Below are 16,635 nucleotides of genomic sequence, written 5' to 3'. Positions count from 1 at the left end.
GATAGGCAGAAGAGGGGGAAAGAAATGATATCCGATCAACAACTGGCACAGCAAATGGCCGAAGGAGATCAGGAAGCATTCGAGCTGCTGGTAACGCGCTATCATGGACCATTGCTTAGCTATGTTGCCCAGCAGCTTAAGGATCGGGGCAAGGCGGAGGACATCGTCCAAGAGACATTTATCCGCTTGATCCGGCATTTACAGAGATATGGTGAGCTGGAGCAGCTGCGCCCTTGGTTGTACAAGGTAGCTCTTAATTTATGCCGGGACTACTGGCGCACTGCTTCTTATCGCTCTGAGCAAACTGCGGCTCTTGAGCTGCCGGAGGAGGCGGATCCGTCTCCCAGTGCTGATGAACTGTTGGAGAAGCAGGAGCAGGCCCAGGTGGTTGCCGAATCGCTGGAATGGCTGCCTGAGATCCAGCAAGAGGTTGTTCGCATGCGTTTCTTTCATGACCTTAAGCTGCAGGAGATATCCGAATTGATGGATATTCCGCTCAGTATAGTTAAATCGCACCTGTATGGCGCGCTGCGTAAATTAAAACGAATACTTGCCAAACGTGAAGAGATCCATGTAACGGAATATAGAGAACCAGAGAAAAAACAAGAAAGAGAGGTGCTTCAGCATGAGACCTTCCATTGACCAGGAATTGAAGCAACTGGAGCAGGAACTGTCCGAACCGCTTCGTCAAGCGGTTATGCCACCGCCATCCCCGGCGGAGACGGCGGCCCTGATTGCTGCGCTTCAACCGGAATTCGACGTATTAAGAGCTAGTCAGGCCAAGTCGCTACAGTTCAATACGCAGGTGGAAGAACCCTCCTTGTGGAGACTGCTGCGCAGCCAGTTCCTTATGAACTGGAAGACGCTCGTATTAACAGGATCAGCTGTGTTCTTGATGTTGATTTTGCTGGTGGATCCCAAACGCCCTCTGAGCAGCTTCATTTTTGCTGATATTGTACCGACCAGTCTGTTTCCTGTTATCACACCGCTTCTGCTTATTGCCTGCATGCTGTTCAGCTACCGTTCATGGAACCCGGGGATGCGGGCTGTCGAGAGCATAACCCCATATCCACCGGCATTGGTGCTGTACAGCAGGATGCTAATGATTATGGGACTCATCCTTAGCTGGGCCCTGATCAGCTCGGCGATTGTGGGAATTCGGGTTACCGTAGCCGGGGAATATCATATCCCGTTCATTCCATTTCTACTGCAGTGGCTTGGAATCTCACTGCTGATCGGCGGGATTGCCATGTATGTGCTATTCCGCAGAGGTATGAGGATGGGGATCATTTGTGCCAGCACCGTATACGTGATGTGGTTCATATTCAATGAGTACTTCCGCTTCCATCAGTTCAAGGTAGAGCACGGATCTGTGCTGGACGGAATTATGCTGCTGATCGGAATAGTGCTGCTCGTTCGTTCCTATTATCGCAGTAGAATTATCCGCTCGGGCGCAGGCGGAGGCAACGGTGCATATGATTGCGATTGAAAGGCTGGAGCAGAAGGTAGGAGATTTTTCCCTTCGCATCCATGAACTGCGGATCGCCCGGGGTATTACTTTGCTCGTTGGCGCGAACGGAGCAGGGAAATCAACGCTGCTGGAACTGCTGGCAACGGTGCAGTTGCCCCGCGGCGGAAGCGTTCAATATGATGGGCGCTCCGCCCAGGAGGCTCTGCCTCTGCTGCGCAGTCAGATTGGCTATGTCCCCTCCGATATTGAATTGTATGAGGACATGACCGTGTATAAGCTGCTGAAGTATCTAGGAGAGCTCAAAGGGATGTATCACCTGGAACGGATCGAAGCTCTGCTTGAAGATTTCCGTCTGTCGGCTTACCGGAATACACGCATTAAGCGTTTGTCCGCAGGGATACAGCGGCGAATTGCCATTGCTCAGTCTTTACTGGCCTCACCGCAATTTCTCTTCCTGGATGAACCTTTGAACGGGATGGATTCCGCGGAGCGCAAGCTGGTGATCGCTTATTTGAATAAATACGCGGAGGGACGAACTATTATTGCTGCGGTTCATGAGCTGGGTGAATGGGAGGCGGCCAGCGATCGACTGCTCTGGCTGGATCACGGTCAAGCCGGATTTTATGGAAATCAAGAGAAATGGCTATCCGATTTGCCGTATAAAGTATGGCAGGGCCGATTAACGAAGGATCAGTTCCAGTTCTATTTTACGTCAGATCGCAGCATCATAGAGTTTCGCGAGGTCGACCATGGGATGATGGTCCTGCGGGTTGTAGCTGCAGAAGCGCCGTTTCACGGCTGGAATGAAGTCTCCCCTACGATGGAGGACGCTTATTTCATTCGCAAATTCACGAGGAGCAGGTAAGCAGATAAAATAAATATTTTCATCAAAAAAACAAAGGGTGGCCGAGCTTCGGTGCCCTTTTTTTAATAATCCATATAAAATTTATCGGATTTATAGTTTTCAAATGAGAAATTATGTGAGAGAATATGAAAAACATTTTATGTGATTTTTTTAATTTCGTATTCAAAAAGGAGGAATTTCCATGTCTGATGAGCGTAAATTTGCACCTGAAACCTTAGCGATTCATGCCGGGCAAGAACTTGATCCAACGACCTATTCCCGGGCAGTACCTCTGTACCAAACTACTTCCTACGGGTTCCGTGATACGGAGCATGCCGCCAATCTGTTCGGTCTGAAGGAATTCGGCAATATCTATACCCGTATTATGAACCCGACGAATGATGTATTCGAGAAGCGTGTAGCTGAGCTAGAGGGCGGGATTGGCGCATTATCTACGGCGTCAGGCCAAGCGGCGATTACATTCTCGATTCTGAATATCGCCGGTGCCGGGGATGAGATTGTATCGTCTGCAACTCTATATGGCGGTACTTACAACCTGTTCTCAACTACATTAGCCAAGCTGGGCATCAAGGTGAAGTTCGTCGATGCTTCCAATCCTGAGAACTTCCGCGCGGCAATTACGGATAAGACCAAGGCGCTGTATGCCGAGACGCTGGGCAATCCGAAATGCGATGTGCTGGATATCGAAGCGGTTGCTGCCATCGCTCATGAGAATGGAATTCCATTAATCGTGGATAACACATTCCCAAGTCCGTATTTGCTCCGTCCTATCGATTTTGGTGCGGATATCGTAGTCCATTCGGCCACGAAGTTTATCGGTGGTCATGGTACCTCCATCGGGGGAGTTATCGTAGATAGCGGCAAATTCGACTGGAAAGCAAGCGGAAAGTTCCCGGGCCTGACTGAGCCGGACCCAAGCTACAACGGCATCGTCTATGCTGATGCACTTGGTCCTGCCGCCTATATTACCAAAGCGCGTGTCCAATTGCTGCGTGACCTTGGCGCATCCTTGTCTCCGTTCAATGCGTGGCTGCTGCTGCAAGGGTTGGAGACGCTGCATCTGCGCGTAGAGCGTCATAGCCAGAATGCACTGAAGGTAGCTCAATTCCTGGAAGATCATAACCAGGTGGAATGGGTCAGCTATCCGGGTCTGCCAAGCCATGAGTCCTATGAGCTGGCGAAGAAGTATTTGCCTAAGGGGCAAGGTGCGATTATGACCTTCGGAATCAAGGGCGGTGTGGAAGCAGGCAAGAAGCTGATCGATAGTGTGAAGCTATTCTCTCACTTGGCCAATGTCGGCGATTCCAAGTCCCTGATCATCCATCCGGCAAGCACAACACATCTGCAGCTAACAGAGAAGGAACAGGCAGCGGCAGGCGTTACTCCTGGGCTTATCCGTCTATCGATCGGTACCGAGTCTATTGATGATATACTTTATGATTTGGAGCAGGCGATTGCTGCAAGCCAGAACTAATCTTAAATCATTCCGTAAAATAGCCGCTATCGGACTTTGCGATAGCGGCTTTGCTTGTGTCCCGAATACATGAGTCACTGTCCGTTTTCATAGATGTCAAAAAAGATGTGCATTGGATCACAATCTTGGCCTGGTTTGCGGCCTACGATAGAGAGGAGGAGATATCCTACAATTTGCCGGATAGGAGTGGAAGCCATATGGAAAAAATCGCGTTGAAAGAACGTATTGAATATAGCAATGAGAAGTTTACGAAGAGGATCTTATTCAAGGATCAGCAGAGCCTGATATTTGTACTGAACTTTATGCCTGGGCAGCAGCTTCCTGCCCATCGTCATCCAGGGGCGGTTGTGTATTTGACAGTTCTGCAAGGTGAAGGCGTTGTTACGACAGATGGACAGGATACGGCTGTCTCTAAAGGCGATGTGGTTCGCTGCGAGGGGGAAGAAGTCTTTTCCTTCAGCTGCACGGGAACTGAGCCTACAAGCCTTTACGTCTTGCTTAGCTCGATTCCGGATGAGCGATACGCGCAAGAAGTATGATGTAAGGGATCTGGAATCACTAGTGTACAAATATACGACGAATATATAGGTTTTTAGAACGGGGATGCTGTGAGCATCTCCTTTTTTTATTTTTCCGCCTATAGTGACTCTATCTCCAGGGGCAGTCACTCCAAATAAGTACAATCAGGTAGGCTCAAAAATAGCGTATTTTAAAATTGACAGTAGTGTGAACAAGCATGGTTGATATTGATAATCATTATCAATTAAATTATGATAGTTATGTTTTTAAATAAATGCTGAAAAGGGGAGCTTCGATGTCAGTCATTCATATCCGTGATCTTCATGAAGTGATGGAGATTCATTTTTTGGAAGTGCGCAAATATCATGGCAGCGCTGCTTTGATGGCTTTGGCTGTAGGTTTTAGAGTTCTGCAGGCAGCATTTGCTGAATTATATCGGGACAAAGTTCCGGATCGTGAGGATATATCGATCTTATCGGGGCATGGCGGACCAGGCTTTCGCGATGTATATGAATTTGTCACCCGGGCGGTGACGCGTCAAGCCTACAGGGTGGACACGAACTATCCGCGTGGGCAGTACGATCCCTATCGTTCCCAATCATACTCTTTTGTAATATCGAGTCATGAAGGGGCAGCGGTAGAAGTAACGCTTAAAGAAGATTTTCTTCCGCCTGTTTTTTATGAGTACCTGAAAAAAGGGCGCGAAGGGACGATGACTGAATCCGACGCTGAGGCAAACCGACAATTAAAAGAGCAATGTTGTGAGCGTGCGTTGGCGTTACCGCAGCATGAGCTGCTGTACATAAGGAGGCTCCAATGAATGCTGGTGATTTGAAGAATCCGACTGATCTACTGCTGCTGAATTCCGGGACGTATTTTAGTACTCAGACTGCGACCGCGCTTCAGCAGGACCTGGGGATTTCGGTGCTGGATATGTACAGTTTGCCGGACTATGATTTATCCGCTCACAAGTTCCTGGTTATCGATAACTATGTGGATCAGGAGCTGATGAACCAGCATAGCGGGCTAATTGGGGAATTTCTGGATCAAGGTAAAATATTGGTGTTCAGCGGGAATTTGTTTCTTCCCTGGCTTCCTGGAGGCTCGTTATTTGTGCCCAAGACGATCCGGGATCATCAAGACTATACCGTTACTCTGACCGGGCTGCATTCTATTTTTGAAGGGGTGAATCCCGATGATCTGACCTATAACAAAGGGGTATCCGGATTTTTTGCCCGCGGACATCATCCGATTCCACCTCATGCGGAAGTGCTGCTGACCTTGCCCGGCGGCGAACCTATCACCTATATTGACCGGCATAGTACGAAGGGAACGATCCTAGTCCATTCCGGCAATAATTTGCTTGGCTATACGCATTCGAGGAATACGTCCGGCCGGATCGGTGCTCAACTTATTAGATGGCTATATGAAGAGTATGAGCAAATGACAACAAGGAGTTCAGAGATATGAGGAAAATAGCGGTGCTGTACAGCGGGAGTTCTCACCAATACCGCACGTTCAAATCATCTGCGTTTAGTCGTTATATACATCAAGTCATTTATTTGCCCGAACTGCCGCAAACCTCTTTGCAGGGAATCGATGTGTTGATCGTTCCTTCGCAGCTCAATCAGCCCCAGGTTACGAGTTTTCTGGAATACATCATAAAATTTGTGGAGGGCGGAGGCACGGTTGTTGCTTTAGGAGCCCAGTCGCAGGAATGGTTCCCCAATCATAACTGGGAGTTCAGACCAACCAACTTCTGGTGGTGGCTGGAGCCGGGCGCGAAGAGCGGGCTTGTTGTGACGAAGCCGGAGCATGATCTGTTCCGGTATATCAGCTTGGAGGACGCCACCTGGCATTATCATGGCGTGTTTTTTCCACCGCAAGGTGTTCAGACGCTAATTGCTGTTGAGAATGACGGGGCTATTCTATATATCGATAAAGTAAGCACGGCGGGGACGCTCATCATGACCACATTAGATCCGGAGTATCACTATGGATCATATTTCATGCCGGCAACAGAGCGGTTTTTGAGCGGATTTTTGCCCTGGCTGACGGAAGGGAAAATCTAATGAAATCATTTGGGGGAAATTATAGAATGTTATCTCGAATCAAGACTTCGGTCCTCTTAAGTATAGTATGTTTTGCTTTGGTATTATCTGCTTGCGGTAATAGTAACGACAGTACTGCGTCACCTTCAGGAAATAAGGGAGACTCAGCGTCTCAGACAGCGGCTTCCAAGCCGGAAGCCGAGGCGGGTCAGACGGAGCTTGTTCGCATCGCCTGGAGCGATAGCGGTTATCCGTCCCCGTTTGCCTTTTCTCCAACCGGCCCTGGCGGTTTTCTTCACAACTCTTTTCTGTTTGATACGCTAACCTGGAAGGATGCATCCGGAATTATTCCGTGGCTGGCCAAATCCTGGAGCATTTCCGAAGACGGATTATCCTATACCTTCAAGCTGGAGTCGGGTGTGAAATGGCATGATGGACAATCGTTCACCGCAGAAGATGTAGTATTCAGCTTCAATTATTACAAGACGCATCCGTTTAACTGGACGGGAGACATTGAACAAATCGAATCCGTTACAAAAATGGGAGAGGACAGCGTCGTCTTTAAACTGAAAAATAAGTATGCGCCATTCTTGAGCGATCTGGTAGGGATTGTCCCGATTATTCCAAAACATGTATGGGAGCATGTGGACAAGCCTGTTGAATATCGTGCTTCGGATGCGTTAGTAGGTACAGGACCTTATACTTTGAAGGAATATGACGAGAAATCCGGGCAATATTTGTTTGAGGCTAATCCGGATTATTTCAAGGGGAAAGTGAAAGTAAAGGAAATTCAGTATTTGAACGCGGCTAACAAAGCGCTTGCTTTGCAAAACGATGAAATCGACGGCGGTCTTACGATGAGTTATCCGGAAGTAGAAGATTTGCAGAAGCAAGGCTTCGAGTCGATCAAGAGTGAGCCAACAGGTAGCGCGCTGCGCATTACCTTTAACTTGGAGCATCCGCAGCTGGGCGATAAGCGTCTGCGTCAAGCGATCACCTACGCCCTGGATCGCTCAGAGATGGCCAGTAAACTAACCGGCGGCGAACCTATGGTGGGAAATGCGGGGATTATTCCACCTGACTCGCCTTGGTATAACCCGTCTGTGAAGCAATATGAATACAATCCGGACAAGGCCAATCAGATGCTTGATGAACTGGGCTATGCTAAAAATGCCGCAGGGATCCGAGAGACACTGAAGCTGAATGTCATGGTATCTTCTACTTCTCAAGAGGCGTTGATTATGCAAGAAATGCTTAAAAAGGTTGGAGTTCAACTTAATATTCAGCAGGTCGATCCAGCTGCCTTTACCGCGGCTATGGGTGAGAATAAATACGATATGGCGATTACCGGGCATATTGGACTGAGTGGAGATCCCGATTATTTGCGGCTGTGGTTCCTTGGAGAAGCCAGCAATGCCTATGCGGCACGGGGGAAAACCTGGAACAATAGCGATTTCCAAAAGCTGGCCATCGAGCAAATGCAGGAGCTGGATCCGGATAAACGGAAAGAACTGGTTGGGAAAATGCAGGATATCCTGGCGGATGAATTGCCGACTTTAGTGTTGTATCATCGACCGTTCTACTACATGTATAACCCTAAAGTATATAATGGCTGGTCGAACACGTACGGAGGCATCGCTGATGGAATCCCGCTATGGGACAATAAGGTGTTCTTGATCGATGTCAAGAAGTAAACATCTCTATACCTACCTGGGAGTGCTTTTATTTGTCCTTTTGCTTAATTTCTGGCTTCCCCGACTGCTGCCAGGGGGGCCGGCGGATTTCCTGACCGGAGGCTCCGAGGACGGCGCAATTTTCGTCTCGGAAGAGCAAAGAGCAGCAATGCTTGAATATTACCATCTTAACGATTCATTAGGGGAACAATTTCTCTCCTATATGAAAGGTATGGTTACGCTGGATTTTGGATTGTCTATCACGTATAAGGCACCCGTATTTGACGTGATTCTTGTCCGTTTGCCATGGACACTGACGATTGTTGGGGCGGCCACGATCCTGTCGATTTTGATTGGGATGCTCTCCGGGTTGATATCGGCGTGGCGGTATCCTGGGAAAATAGACCGGGGTTTATTTTTATCCATGCTGGGTTTTAGTGCTATTCCGGAATTTATTATTGGGATGGTATTGCTGATTTTGTTTGCAGTGAACTTGAAATGGCTTCCTCTAGGCGGGGCGGAGACGGCCTTCTTAAGATCAGACCAGTGGCTTGATCACGCATTGGATCTGGTCAAGCATATGATCTTGCCGGTCATTACGCTTACGATAAGCAGTCTGGCCAGTATGTACCTGCTTATGCGCAATGAAGCCATACGGATTCGTAATGAGCCGTTCATCGAGTTTGCCGCGGCCAAAGGAATCGGCGGACGAGCGGTGCTGATGCGTCACATTGCTCGTAATAGCGCGCTACCACTGTTGACCATGATTGCCATCCGCATCGGTGGTTTGCTTGCCGGGTCGGTGCTCGTTGAGACGGTATTTTCCTATCCGGGCATAGGCAAGCTGCTTCAGGAGGCTATATTAGCGAGGGATTACCCATTACTTCACGGATTGTTCTTAATGCTAACCGTGGTTGTGCTGTTACTGAATATGCTTGCCGAGCTGATCTACCCATATCTTGATCCTCGTATTCGTGTGGAACAGAGGGGGGAGCATTCATGAGATTAGCGCAAAAAATGGCCCTATGTGGTCTAGGCCTGTTTATTATGGCTGCGGTATTTGGTCCGTTAATCGCCCATGATTCGCCCTTCTCTATTGATGGGGAGAGATTGATGGCTCCTTCGGCCTCACACTGGCTTGGGACCAATACCATCGGACAGGATTTGTTTACCCAATTTGTATATGGAGCACGGACGACCTTGTTGATCGGTGCGATGGTCACTTTGATAAGCACATTCCTGAGTACCAGTTTGGGGCTGATTGCGGGTTATTCTTCGCGGATGGATACCGTTTTGAATGCTGCTGCCAATATGCTGATGGTGCTTCCTTCCTTGCTGCTGATTCTGATTGTGGCTTCCTTTACGGGCGGAGGAACCTGGCAGTTGATTCTCACCCTGGGCCTGCTGACCTGGCCGGGATATATGAAGCTTATACGAGCTTCAGTTCTGTCGCTTAAGGAACGGGAGTTCGTAAAGGCGGCACAGCTGTATCAAGGAGGAAGCTTGTATATAATACGCAAGCATCTGCTTCCTTTTATCTGGCCGCTTATTCGAACCAAGTTTATCGTGTCTTTCAAAACGGCGGTGGCGATGGAGGCCAGCTTGTCTTTTCTGGGAATCGGCAATCCGAATGTTCCCTCATGGGGGAAGATGCTGCAGCATGCTTTTTCACAAGGCGAGACATTCATGACGGCTTCATGGCAGTGGACGGTGCTCCCTCCGGCACTGGCAATTTTAGTCGTAACGATTGCGCTGGCCTTGCTTGGGGAATCTGGCTAAGTTAAGTCTGGGGCAGCTGAAGTATCGTTGCGCAAGAAAAAGAGCATCGTGTTGGCAAGCGTGGAAACTGACGGCGAGGTTGAAAGGACTGCGGCTATTGATGTTCAGAATTTGAGCGTCTGTTATGGCAAGCGTACCGTGATTCATTCGCTCTCCTTTGAGGTGGCGTCAGGGGAAGTCACGGCTTTGATCGGCGAATCCGGATCAGGAAAAACCACATTGGCCCGCACCTTATATGGGTTAATGCCCCCGGAAGCTGTAACAGGAGAAATTGCCATTGCCGGCAAACCTGTGTATCAGGAACAAGGGACAGCCTTGCAGCGTTGGCTGGATGCCGCTTTTATATTTCAAGACCCGAGATCCAGCTTCGATCCGCTATTAACCATAGGTGCTCAGTTTTACGAAACGATGCTGCTTCACAAGACGATGGAAGAAAAACGATGCGCAGCGGCCAGCGTTCTGCGTGAAGTTCATCTGGATGAGCAGGTCCTGAAGCAATATCCGCATGAATTGAGCGGCGGTATGCTAAGCCGCGCATTGATCGCGCTCGCTCTGGTGAATCACCCGAAGGTGTTAATCGCCGATGAACCTACAGGGGCGCTTGATCCGATTACGAAGCGTGAAGTGCTGGAACTGTTGTCCCGGAAAGTACGGGAACACCAGATGACCCTATTGTTCATTACGCATGATATCTCCGCAGCTATTCATATGGCGGATGAGATTATACTGCTGCGAGAGGGGCGGATTGCGGATGAAAGGGAGAAGCTTCAATATACGGAGCGGTATGGACAATCCGGCAAACCATCCGGGCAGGAGCGGACTGTATGGGTAGAGGAGTGGTGAGATGCTGAATATTGTGCAGATCAGCAAAGAGTTTGGTCGAGGGGATCAAGCCCAGACAGCAGTGCAAAATGTCTCACTGACATTGCAAAAGAATGAGATTTTTGCTCTGGTCGGAGAGAGTGGGTCGGGGAAATCAACATTGGCTGAAATCGTGATCGGCCTGCAGCAGCCCACTAGCGGTTCGATTGTCTGGCAGGAGGAAGCTGGTCTTAATTGGGGGAAGGGGCGGAGCAGGACGAGGAAAAGGATGTCCCCTTGGAAAGTACAGATGATCTTCCAAAACCCCGATCGCTCGTTAAATCCTTATTGGAAGGTTAAAGATATCGTCAGTGAACCGCTCGTACTTCAGCAAGTCTCGCGTGCAGAGGCAGGAATAATGGCTGCGGAACTATTGGAACGGGTTAAGCTTCCACTTTCTCTGATGGAGAAAAGCCCTTCTGAATGCTCCGGCGGTCAGAAACAGCGGATTGCGATTGCCAGGGCCTTAATGATGGCGCCAAGTTTGCTTATTGCCGATGAGATTACCTCCGCGCTCGATCCTTCTACCGAAGAGGAAATACTCAATCTGCTCCGGTCTCTGAAAGATGAACACCAGATGGCGATACTGTATATTACGCATCGGTTGGAGAGTATAAGCGGCTTTGCCGACCGGATGGCCGTGATGAAGGCGGGGACAATCGTTGAGGAGGGGACTGTTGAGCGGGTTCTCAGCAACTCGCAAAACACCTATACCCGGGATTTGATTAAGGCATGCTTTTATGTATAGCGTATGGAAAACCGGCCTTTTATGGGCCGGTTTTTTTGCGTCGGGTACAGGTTTCATCGTACCAAACGTATCCATACTTCACAGAAACAACGCAAAGTGCCATGGAAAATATTTCAAACCGTATTTACAAATGTTTAATAATGGTTTAAAATTAAAGAAAAGTTTCGTCAAGGAAAAATAATTGTACAACTGCAAAAATGATTATCATTCTCAATTACATGCTGCTCCGGGATCTTCCCGGAGCAGCATGTGCCATTTTAAGGGCATTAACAATAGTATTCATTCTCAATTAGCTTTTGATTTAAGGAGGAGAAAAACATGCAAGCCATACAAAAATCTAACTCTGCGGTTAGTTCTGCTAATCAGCCGACCCCGCACCAAAAGCCGCGCATGAATTTGATACATCTGCTTAAACACAAGGAAATGGTGTTTGCCATCAGCAGCGGGGCGCTGATGTTGCTGGCCTGGGGAATTGGAAACTGGTCACATGTGCTGTCGATCATTCTGTACATTGCTGCTTATGCCGTTGGAGGCTATATTAAGGCGCGGGAGGGAATAGAGACGCTTGTTAAGGAGCGCGACCTTGATGTGAATCTGCTGATGATCGCGGCTGCGCTTGGAGCGGCTTCCATCGGCTATTGGAACGAAGGGGCGATGCTCATCTTCATCTTTGCGCTTAGCGGTGCATTAGAGTCATTCGCAAGCGAGCGGAGCATGAAGGATATCTCGGCCTTGATCGCCTTAAGACCGGAGACCGCGCTAAAGGTGGATGGAGATGGCATCTCCATAGTAGCGGTTGGGGAACTGGTTGTGGGTGATCTGTTGCTAGTGAAGCCGGGGGAGGTAATTCCTGCGGATGGGGTCGTACAGAGCGGCGGCTCCTCCGTGAACCAATCAACGATCACAGGAGAATCGATTCCAGTGGATAAGGGGATGGGCGATGAGGTGTATGCGGGTACTCTAAACGGTCAGGGCGCATTGTATGTTGAAGTGACTAGCCCGGCAGAAGGCACTTTATTCTCGAAGATTATTGCGATGGTGGAGCAGGCCCAGCATGAAACTCCCGCTTCCCAGCGCTTTATCAAGAAGCTGGAAGGGATATACGCCAAATCGGTTGTAGCTATTACGATATTGCTGATTGTGTTCACTCCAATGATATTGGGGTGGACCTGGTCCCAGGCCTTCTATAAGGCGATGGTATTCCTTGTCGTCGCTTCCCCATGTGCGGTCGTCGCTTCTGTGATGCCCGCCACATTATCGGCGATGTCCAAGAGCGCCAGGAAGGGCGTTCTGTTCAAGGGGGCCGCGCATATGGATTTGCTTAGCGAAGCGAAGGTCGTTGCTTTTGATAAGACAGGAACATTAACCTCAGGCTCGCCAGAGGTCACGGACCTGGTCGTCTTGGAGGGCTATGACCGCTTGACAGTGCTGGCGGCATGTGCGGCGGCAGAGAGTCTGTCCCAGCATCCGCTTGCCCGTGCTATCGTACGCAAGGCCATGGATGAGGGGGTTGCGCTTAGAGCTGCAGACGAGCTTCAGGACTTGCCCGGCTGGGGGATCGAGGCTCTGGTTGAAGGCCATAAATGGAGGATCGGCAAGGCCGAGGCGGATGCGGAGGGGTTGCCAGCTGAGCTTCGTTATCAGATGCAAGCTTTAACGGAAACGGGGAATACGGTATCGATGGTTCAATGCGACGGGGAATATATTGCACTGATTGCCTTGCGCGATAATATCCGTCCGCAGGCGAAGGAGACAATCCGCAAGCTGCGGGAGCTGGGTATTGCCACCGCAATGTTAACCGGGGACCGGAGTGCAACCGCCCAAGCCATTGCCAATGAAGCCGGCGTTGATTATATCTTCGGTGATCTTTTGCCTCAAGATAAGGTATCTCATGTCTCCGAGCTTAGAAAAAAATATGGCCATGTCGTTATGGTTGGCGATGGAGTCAACGATGCCCCTGCGCTGGCTGCAGCTACAGTCGGGATCGCGATGGGGGGAGGAGGCAGCGGCGCAGCGCTGGAAATCGCAGACGTTGTGCTGATGAATGATAATCTTGAGCGCATTGCCGATACGTTCTCCCTGGCACGCCGCACCAAGCGGATTGTCAGACAAAATCTGGTGTTTGCGGCCTGTGTGATTCTTACCTTGGTCGTGAGCAATTTTGTGCAAGGTATCGCTCTTCCACTTGGCGTCGTGGGTCATGAGGGAAGTACGATTCTGGTTATTCTGAATGGGTTGCGTCTGCTGCGATAACAGGAGGGAGGACACAGGAAATGAACGCCATTCATCATTTCTTCATTTGAACTTCACTGAACCTGGCTGTTACGAACATTGACTTTCCCTAACCTTTAATAAGATAATGATGAATATATAGTAGTTTTGATGAGTTGTGTGTATCTTGCGTTTAAGGAGGAATTATTTATGTATAAGACGATTATAATCGGTACAGGTCCTGCAGGACTGACGGCAGCGATTTATTTAGCAAGAGCCAATATGAAGCCATTGGTTATAGAGGGACCGCAACCTGGTGGTCAATTGACGACAACAACGGATGTTGAGAACTTCCCGGGATTTCCGGATGGAATTATGGGGCCGGAATTGATGGATAATATGCGTAAGCAAGCGGAGCGCTTCGGTGCAGAATTCCGCACAGGCTGGGTGAACAGCGTTGATATGAGCCGCCGTCCATTCAAGCTGGATGTCGATGGATTGGGTGAATTGGAGGCCGAGACATTGGTGCTGTCCACAGGCGCATCGGCAAAATATCTCGGAATTCCGGGCGAACAGGATAATGTGGGCCGCGGCGTCAGCACCTGCGCTACCTGCGACGGATTCTTCTTCCGCAACAGAGAGATTATCGTTATCGGTGGCGGGGACTCCGCGCTTGAAGAGGCTGGCTTCCTCACCCGCTTTGCCTCCAAAGTAACGGTCGTTCATCGCCGCGACGAACTGCGCGCCTCGAAAATTATGCAGGATCGCGTTCGGTCTAATGAGAAAGTGGAATGGGCACTGGATCGTACACCGCTTGAAGTTCTTACGAATGATATGGGCGTAACCGGGCTGAAGGTTCGCAACAATGCCACCGGGGAGGAAGAAGTCATCAACGCGACCGGCGTGTTCGTTGCAATTGGACATACGCCGAATACCGGCTTCTTAGGCGGTCAGATCGATACCGATGTGAACGGATATATCATCGTCAAACCAGGCACCTCGGAGACGAATGTGCCCGGCGTGTTCGCCTGTGGCGATGTTCAGGATACGCGTTATCGTCAAGCGATTACCGCAGCTGGCAGCGGCTGTATGGCAGCGCTCGATTGCGAGAAGTATATCGAAGCTCTGGAGCATGAACAGAAAGAGCTTGCCGCGAAGTAACGGGGATGATCCGGTCATGAAGCGGTGAAAATAGAGAGGACGGATCGTTATTGATCCGTCCTCTTTTTCATACACAAAAATCGAGCCCATTTATATAATTGTGTTTTCACACAAATTTTGCTATTTTCTGAGCAGAACCCTCTTTTATTACGTATATCCTGAAATCAAAGAAGATGCCGTTCAGCATAGTTATGAACTGACATCCTCTATATGGGTATCAATTAAGCAATATCATGATGAGCTGAAATACTAAATAGACAACAACTCCGCCACCGATCAGACTAAGTCCGACCTTTTTCTTGCCCTGAAACAGACGTAATATGCCGAGACTGACAAGTGGAGCAATGAAAAGCAGAAAGAGCATGACGGTGACGAACATTTCGACGGATATATCCGAAAGGTCCACGATGGTCATAGTTAGAGTGTCTCCCCATTCTACTACGCGTATGATTTGCAGTGATATATATCACAGTTATAAGCTTTTTTATTATATCAAAACTTCAGGTAGATGAGGTAGAAAATTCCGTGAAATTCATGTCATATTATTGAAATTATTGCCATGTTCCTCTTTTAATTCATTCGTTATTGCTCGACAAAACTAGAAAACCTTTGCAGTACAGGCTATGTTACAATGGGCTTACATAGGGGTTGGCCAACACTTGTGTCATAAACTTTTTGTGAAGGGGGCATGAAGAGGCATGAGACGAAGCATGGTTAGACGCTGGCTGGCGGCAGGATTGTTGGGTGCAGTGATGCTGGGAGTGATTCCGCCCCATTGGGGAGTTCCCCATGTGCACGCTGCGTCGGATTCGGTCTATGTTACATCGTCTACGGACTTGCAGTTGAAGCTTGCTGAAGGATTAGGAGCAAGAGAAGCCTCTATCACCTTAAAGTACAAAGGGCCGACCAAGGAACTGGAGCAATTGCTCAAACAGGCGATCAATGAGGCGCTGGACAGCGACCCATACACTAAATATATTGTGGACCGGTACACATATTCCTGGAAAGGAACATCCGGCTACGCAAAAATAAATTTGCAAGTAAGCTACCGAGAGACAGCGGAGCAATCCGCTTATGTTAAGCGGCGCGTACAGGAGATTTTGCGGGAGATTCTAACCCCCGAGATGAATGTCCACCAGAAGGTTAAGGCGATCCACGATTATGTCGTGCTGCATCTTAAATATGACCGCGATTTGCAGAAATATACGGCCTACGAAGGTCTGCTTACAGGTAAGGCGGTATGTCAGGGGTATTCACTGCTGACCTACCAATTATTAAAAGAGGCTGGATTCAACAATCTGATCGTAGAAGGTACTGCGGGGGGGCAGCTTCATGCGTGGAACCTCGTTAGTCTGGGCAACTTGTGGTATCACCTGGATACGACCTGGGATGATCCTTCGCCGGATAATCCGGAGCGGGTCAGGTACAACTATTATTTGCTTACCGATGAACAAATGAGGCAGGACCACCAGTGGACCAAACTTTATCCTGCAGCGTCTACGCTGTACCGTGACAGCCTGCGTTCTTTAGCTGTACTGAGCGAGGACAAGAGGGATATGTATCATGCGCTTGAGGAGCAGCTTGGCTATAACCTGTATTACCCGAACGCCGCGATAACCGATTCAGCCGCCATGCAAAAAAAAGTGAAGCAAAGTCTCAAAACCGGGAGAACGACCATTACGGTACGTTATGGCGGCTCTGAGAGACAATTGCTTCAGGATCTGGTTAGTTTATATGATCTGTCGATCGATAATATTAGCTATCTATCGTCTCCGCTCTACGGAACCGATGATCTCCAGGTGGAGATTCATTGGGAATAGAC

Annotated in this window: 17 protein-coding genes; 16 read left to right on the top strand and 1 reads right to left on the bottom strand. The window is 49.1% G+C overall.

Features of this window, described 5'->3' with window-relative positions; all coding sequences use genetic code 11:
- Positions 1-24: 24 nt before the first annotated feature.
- From DMN77_RS16585 to trxB, 15 genes are all read left to right on the top strand, one after another.
- Positions 25-642 (top strand): RNA polymerase sigma factor, encoded by a 618-nt coding sequence (locus DMN77_RS16585; RefSeq protein ID WP_069188274.1) that lies wholly within the window; start codon positions 25-27, stop codon positions 640-642.
- Positions 626-1,489 carry a hypothetical protein gene (locus DMN77_RS16580; RefSeq protein WP_068778400.1) on the top strand — a complete coding sequence of 288 codons (864 nt, stop codon included), beginning with the start codon at positions 626-628 and terminating at the stop codon, positions 1,487-1,489. Before DMN77_RS16585 ends, DMN77_RS16580 begins: the two co-directional genes overlap by 17 nt.
- On the top strand, positions 1,476-2,336 hold the full coding sequence (locus DMN77_RS16575) for an ATP-binding cassette domain-containing protein (RefSeq protein WP_179015733.1): 861 nt from the start codon (positions 1,476-1,478) through the stop codon (positions 2,334-2,336). Before DMN77_RS16580 ends, DMN77_RS16575 begins: the two co-directional genes overlap by 14 nt.
- Positions 2,337-2,517: 181 nt before the next feature.
- Positions 2,518-3,810, top strand: a complete 1,293-nt coding sequence (locus DMN77_RS16570; RefSeq protein ID WP_179015732.1) for a homocysteine synthase — start codon at positions 2,518-2,520, stop codon at positions 3,808-3,810.
- 197 nt (positions 3,811-4,007) lie between these two features.
- Entirely contained in the window at positions 4,008-4,349 is a 342-nt protein-coding gene (locus DMN77_RS16565) for a cupin domain-containing protein (RefSeq protein ID WP_179015731.1), read from the top strand.
- Positions 4,350-4,624: 275 nt separating this feature from the next.
- On the top strand, positions 4,625-5,149 hold the full coding sequence (locus DMN77_RS16560; protein WP_179015730.1) for a hypothetical protein: 525 nt from the start codon (positions 4,625-4,627) through the stop codon (positions 5,147-5,149).
- On the top strand, positions 5,146-5,799 hold the full coding sequence (locus DMN77_RS16555) for a phosphate starvation-inducible protein PhoH (protein WP_179015729.1): 654 nt from the start codon (positions 5,146-5,148) through the stop codon (positions 5,797-5,799). Before DMN77_RS16560 ends, DMN77_RS16555 begins: the two co-directional genes overlap by 4 nt.
- Positions 5,796-6,401, top strand: coding sequence for a hypothetical protein (locus tag DMN77_RS16550; protein WP_179015728.1), 606 nt, complete (start codon positions 5,796-5,798; stop codon positions 6,399-6,401). The genes DMN77_RS16555 and DMN77_RS16550 overlap by 4 nt, the downstream gene beginning before the upstream one ends.
- Positions 6,402-6,427: 26 nt before the next feature.
- Positions 6,428-8,074: an ABC transporter substrate-binding protein gene (locus DMN77_RS16545; RefSeq protein ID WP_179015727.1), complete on the top strand. Its 1,647-nt coding sequence runs from the start codon at positions 6,428-6,430 to the stop codon at positions 8,072-8,074.
- The gene (locus DMN77_RS16540; protein WP_179015726.1) at positions 8,061-9,056 is read left to right on the top strand and encodes an ABC transporter permease; all 996 of its coding nucleotides are present in this window, start codon (positions 8,061-8,063) and stop codon (positions 9,054-9,056) included. Before DMN77_RS16545 ends, DMN77_RS16540 begins: the two co-directional genes overlap by 14 nt.
- On the top strand, positions 9,053-9,832 hold the full coding sequence (locus DMN77_RS23990) for an ABC transporter permease (RefSeq protein WP_256872451.1): 780 nt from the start codon (positions 9,053-9,055) through the stop codon (positions 9,830-9,832). Before DMN77_RS16540 ends, DMN77_RS23990 begins: the two co-directional genes overlap by 4 nt.
- A 27-nt stretch (positions 9,833-9,859) precedes the next feature.
- Complete coding sequence (locus DMN77_RS23985; RefSeq protein ID WP_256872449.1) at positions 9,860-10,675, top strand: ABC transporter ATP-binding protein; 816 nt, start codon at positions 9,860-9,862, stop codon at positions 10,673-10,675.
- A gap of 1 nt (position 10,676) precedes the next feature.
- On the top strand, positions 10,677-11,441 hold the full coding sequence (locus DMN77_RS16530) for an ABC transporter ATP-binding protein (protein ID WP_179015725.1): 765 nt from the start codon (positions 10,677-10,679) through the stop codon (positions 11,439-11,441).
- Positions 11,442-11,759: 318 nt separating this feature from the next.
- Entirely contained in the window at positions 11,760-13,694 is a 1,935-nt protein-coding gene (locus DMN77_RS16525; RefSeq protein ID WP_179015724.1) for a heavy metal translocating P-type ATPase, read from the top strand.
- Positions 13,695-13,862: 168 nt separating this feature from the next.
- The gene (gene trxB, locus DMN77_RS16520; protein ID WP_068778389.1) at positions 13,863-14,813 is read left to right on the top strand and encodes a thioredoxin-disulfide reductase; all 951 of its coding nucleotides are present in this window, start codon (positions 13,863-13,865) and stop codon (positions 14,811-14,813) included.
- Between the two features lie 217 nt (positions 14,814-15,030).
- On the opposite strand, the gene DMN77_RS16515 is transcribed toward trxB, so the two are convergent.
- Entirely contained in the window at positions 15,031-15,228 is a 198-nt protein-coding gene (locus tag DMN77_RS16515; protein WP_068778388.1) for a hypothetical protein, read from the bottom strand.
- A 283-nt stretch (positions 15,229-15,511) separates the two neighbouring features.
- On the opposite strand from DMN77_RS16515, the gene DMN77_RS16510 reads away from it, so the two are divergent.
- Positions 15,512-16,633: a transglutaminase domain-containing protein gene (locus DMN77_RS16510; RefSeq protein WP_068778387.1), complete on the top strand. Its 1,122-nt coding sequence runs from the start codon at positions 15,512-15,514 to the stop codon at positions 16,631-16,633.
- The last annotated feature ends 2 nt before the right edge of the window (positions 16,634-16,635 follow it).

Origin of the sequence: Paenibacillus sp. 79R4 (assembly GCF_013393165.1) — a bacterium.
Classification (GTDB): domain Bacteria; phylum Bacillota; class Bacilli; order Paenibacillales; family Paenibacillaceae; genus Fontibacillus.
Note: the sequence above shows the minus strand (reverse complement) of the source record. Positions and strands in the feature narration are given on the sequence as shown.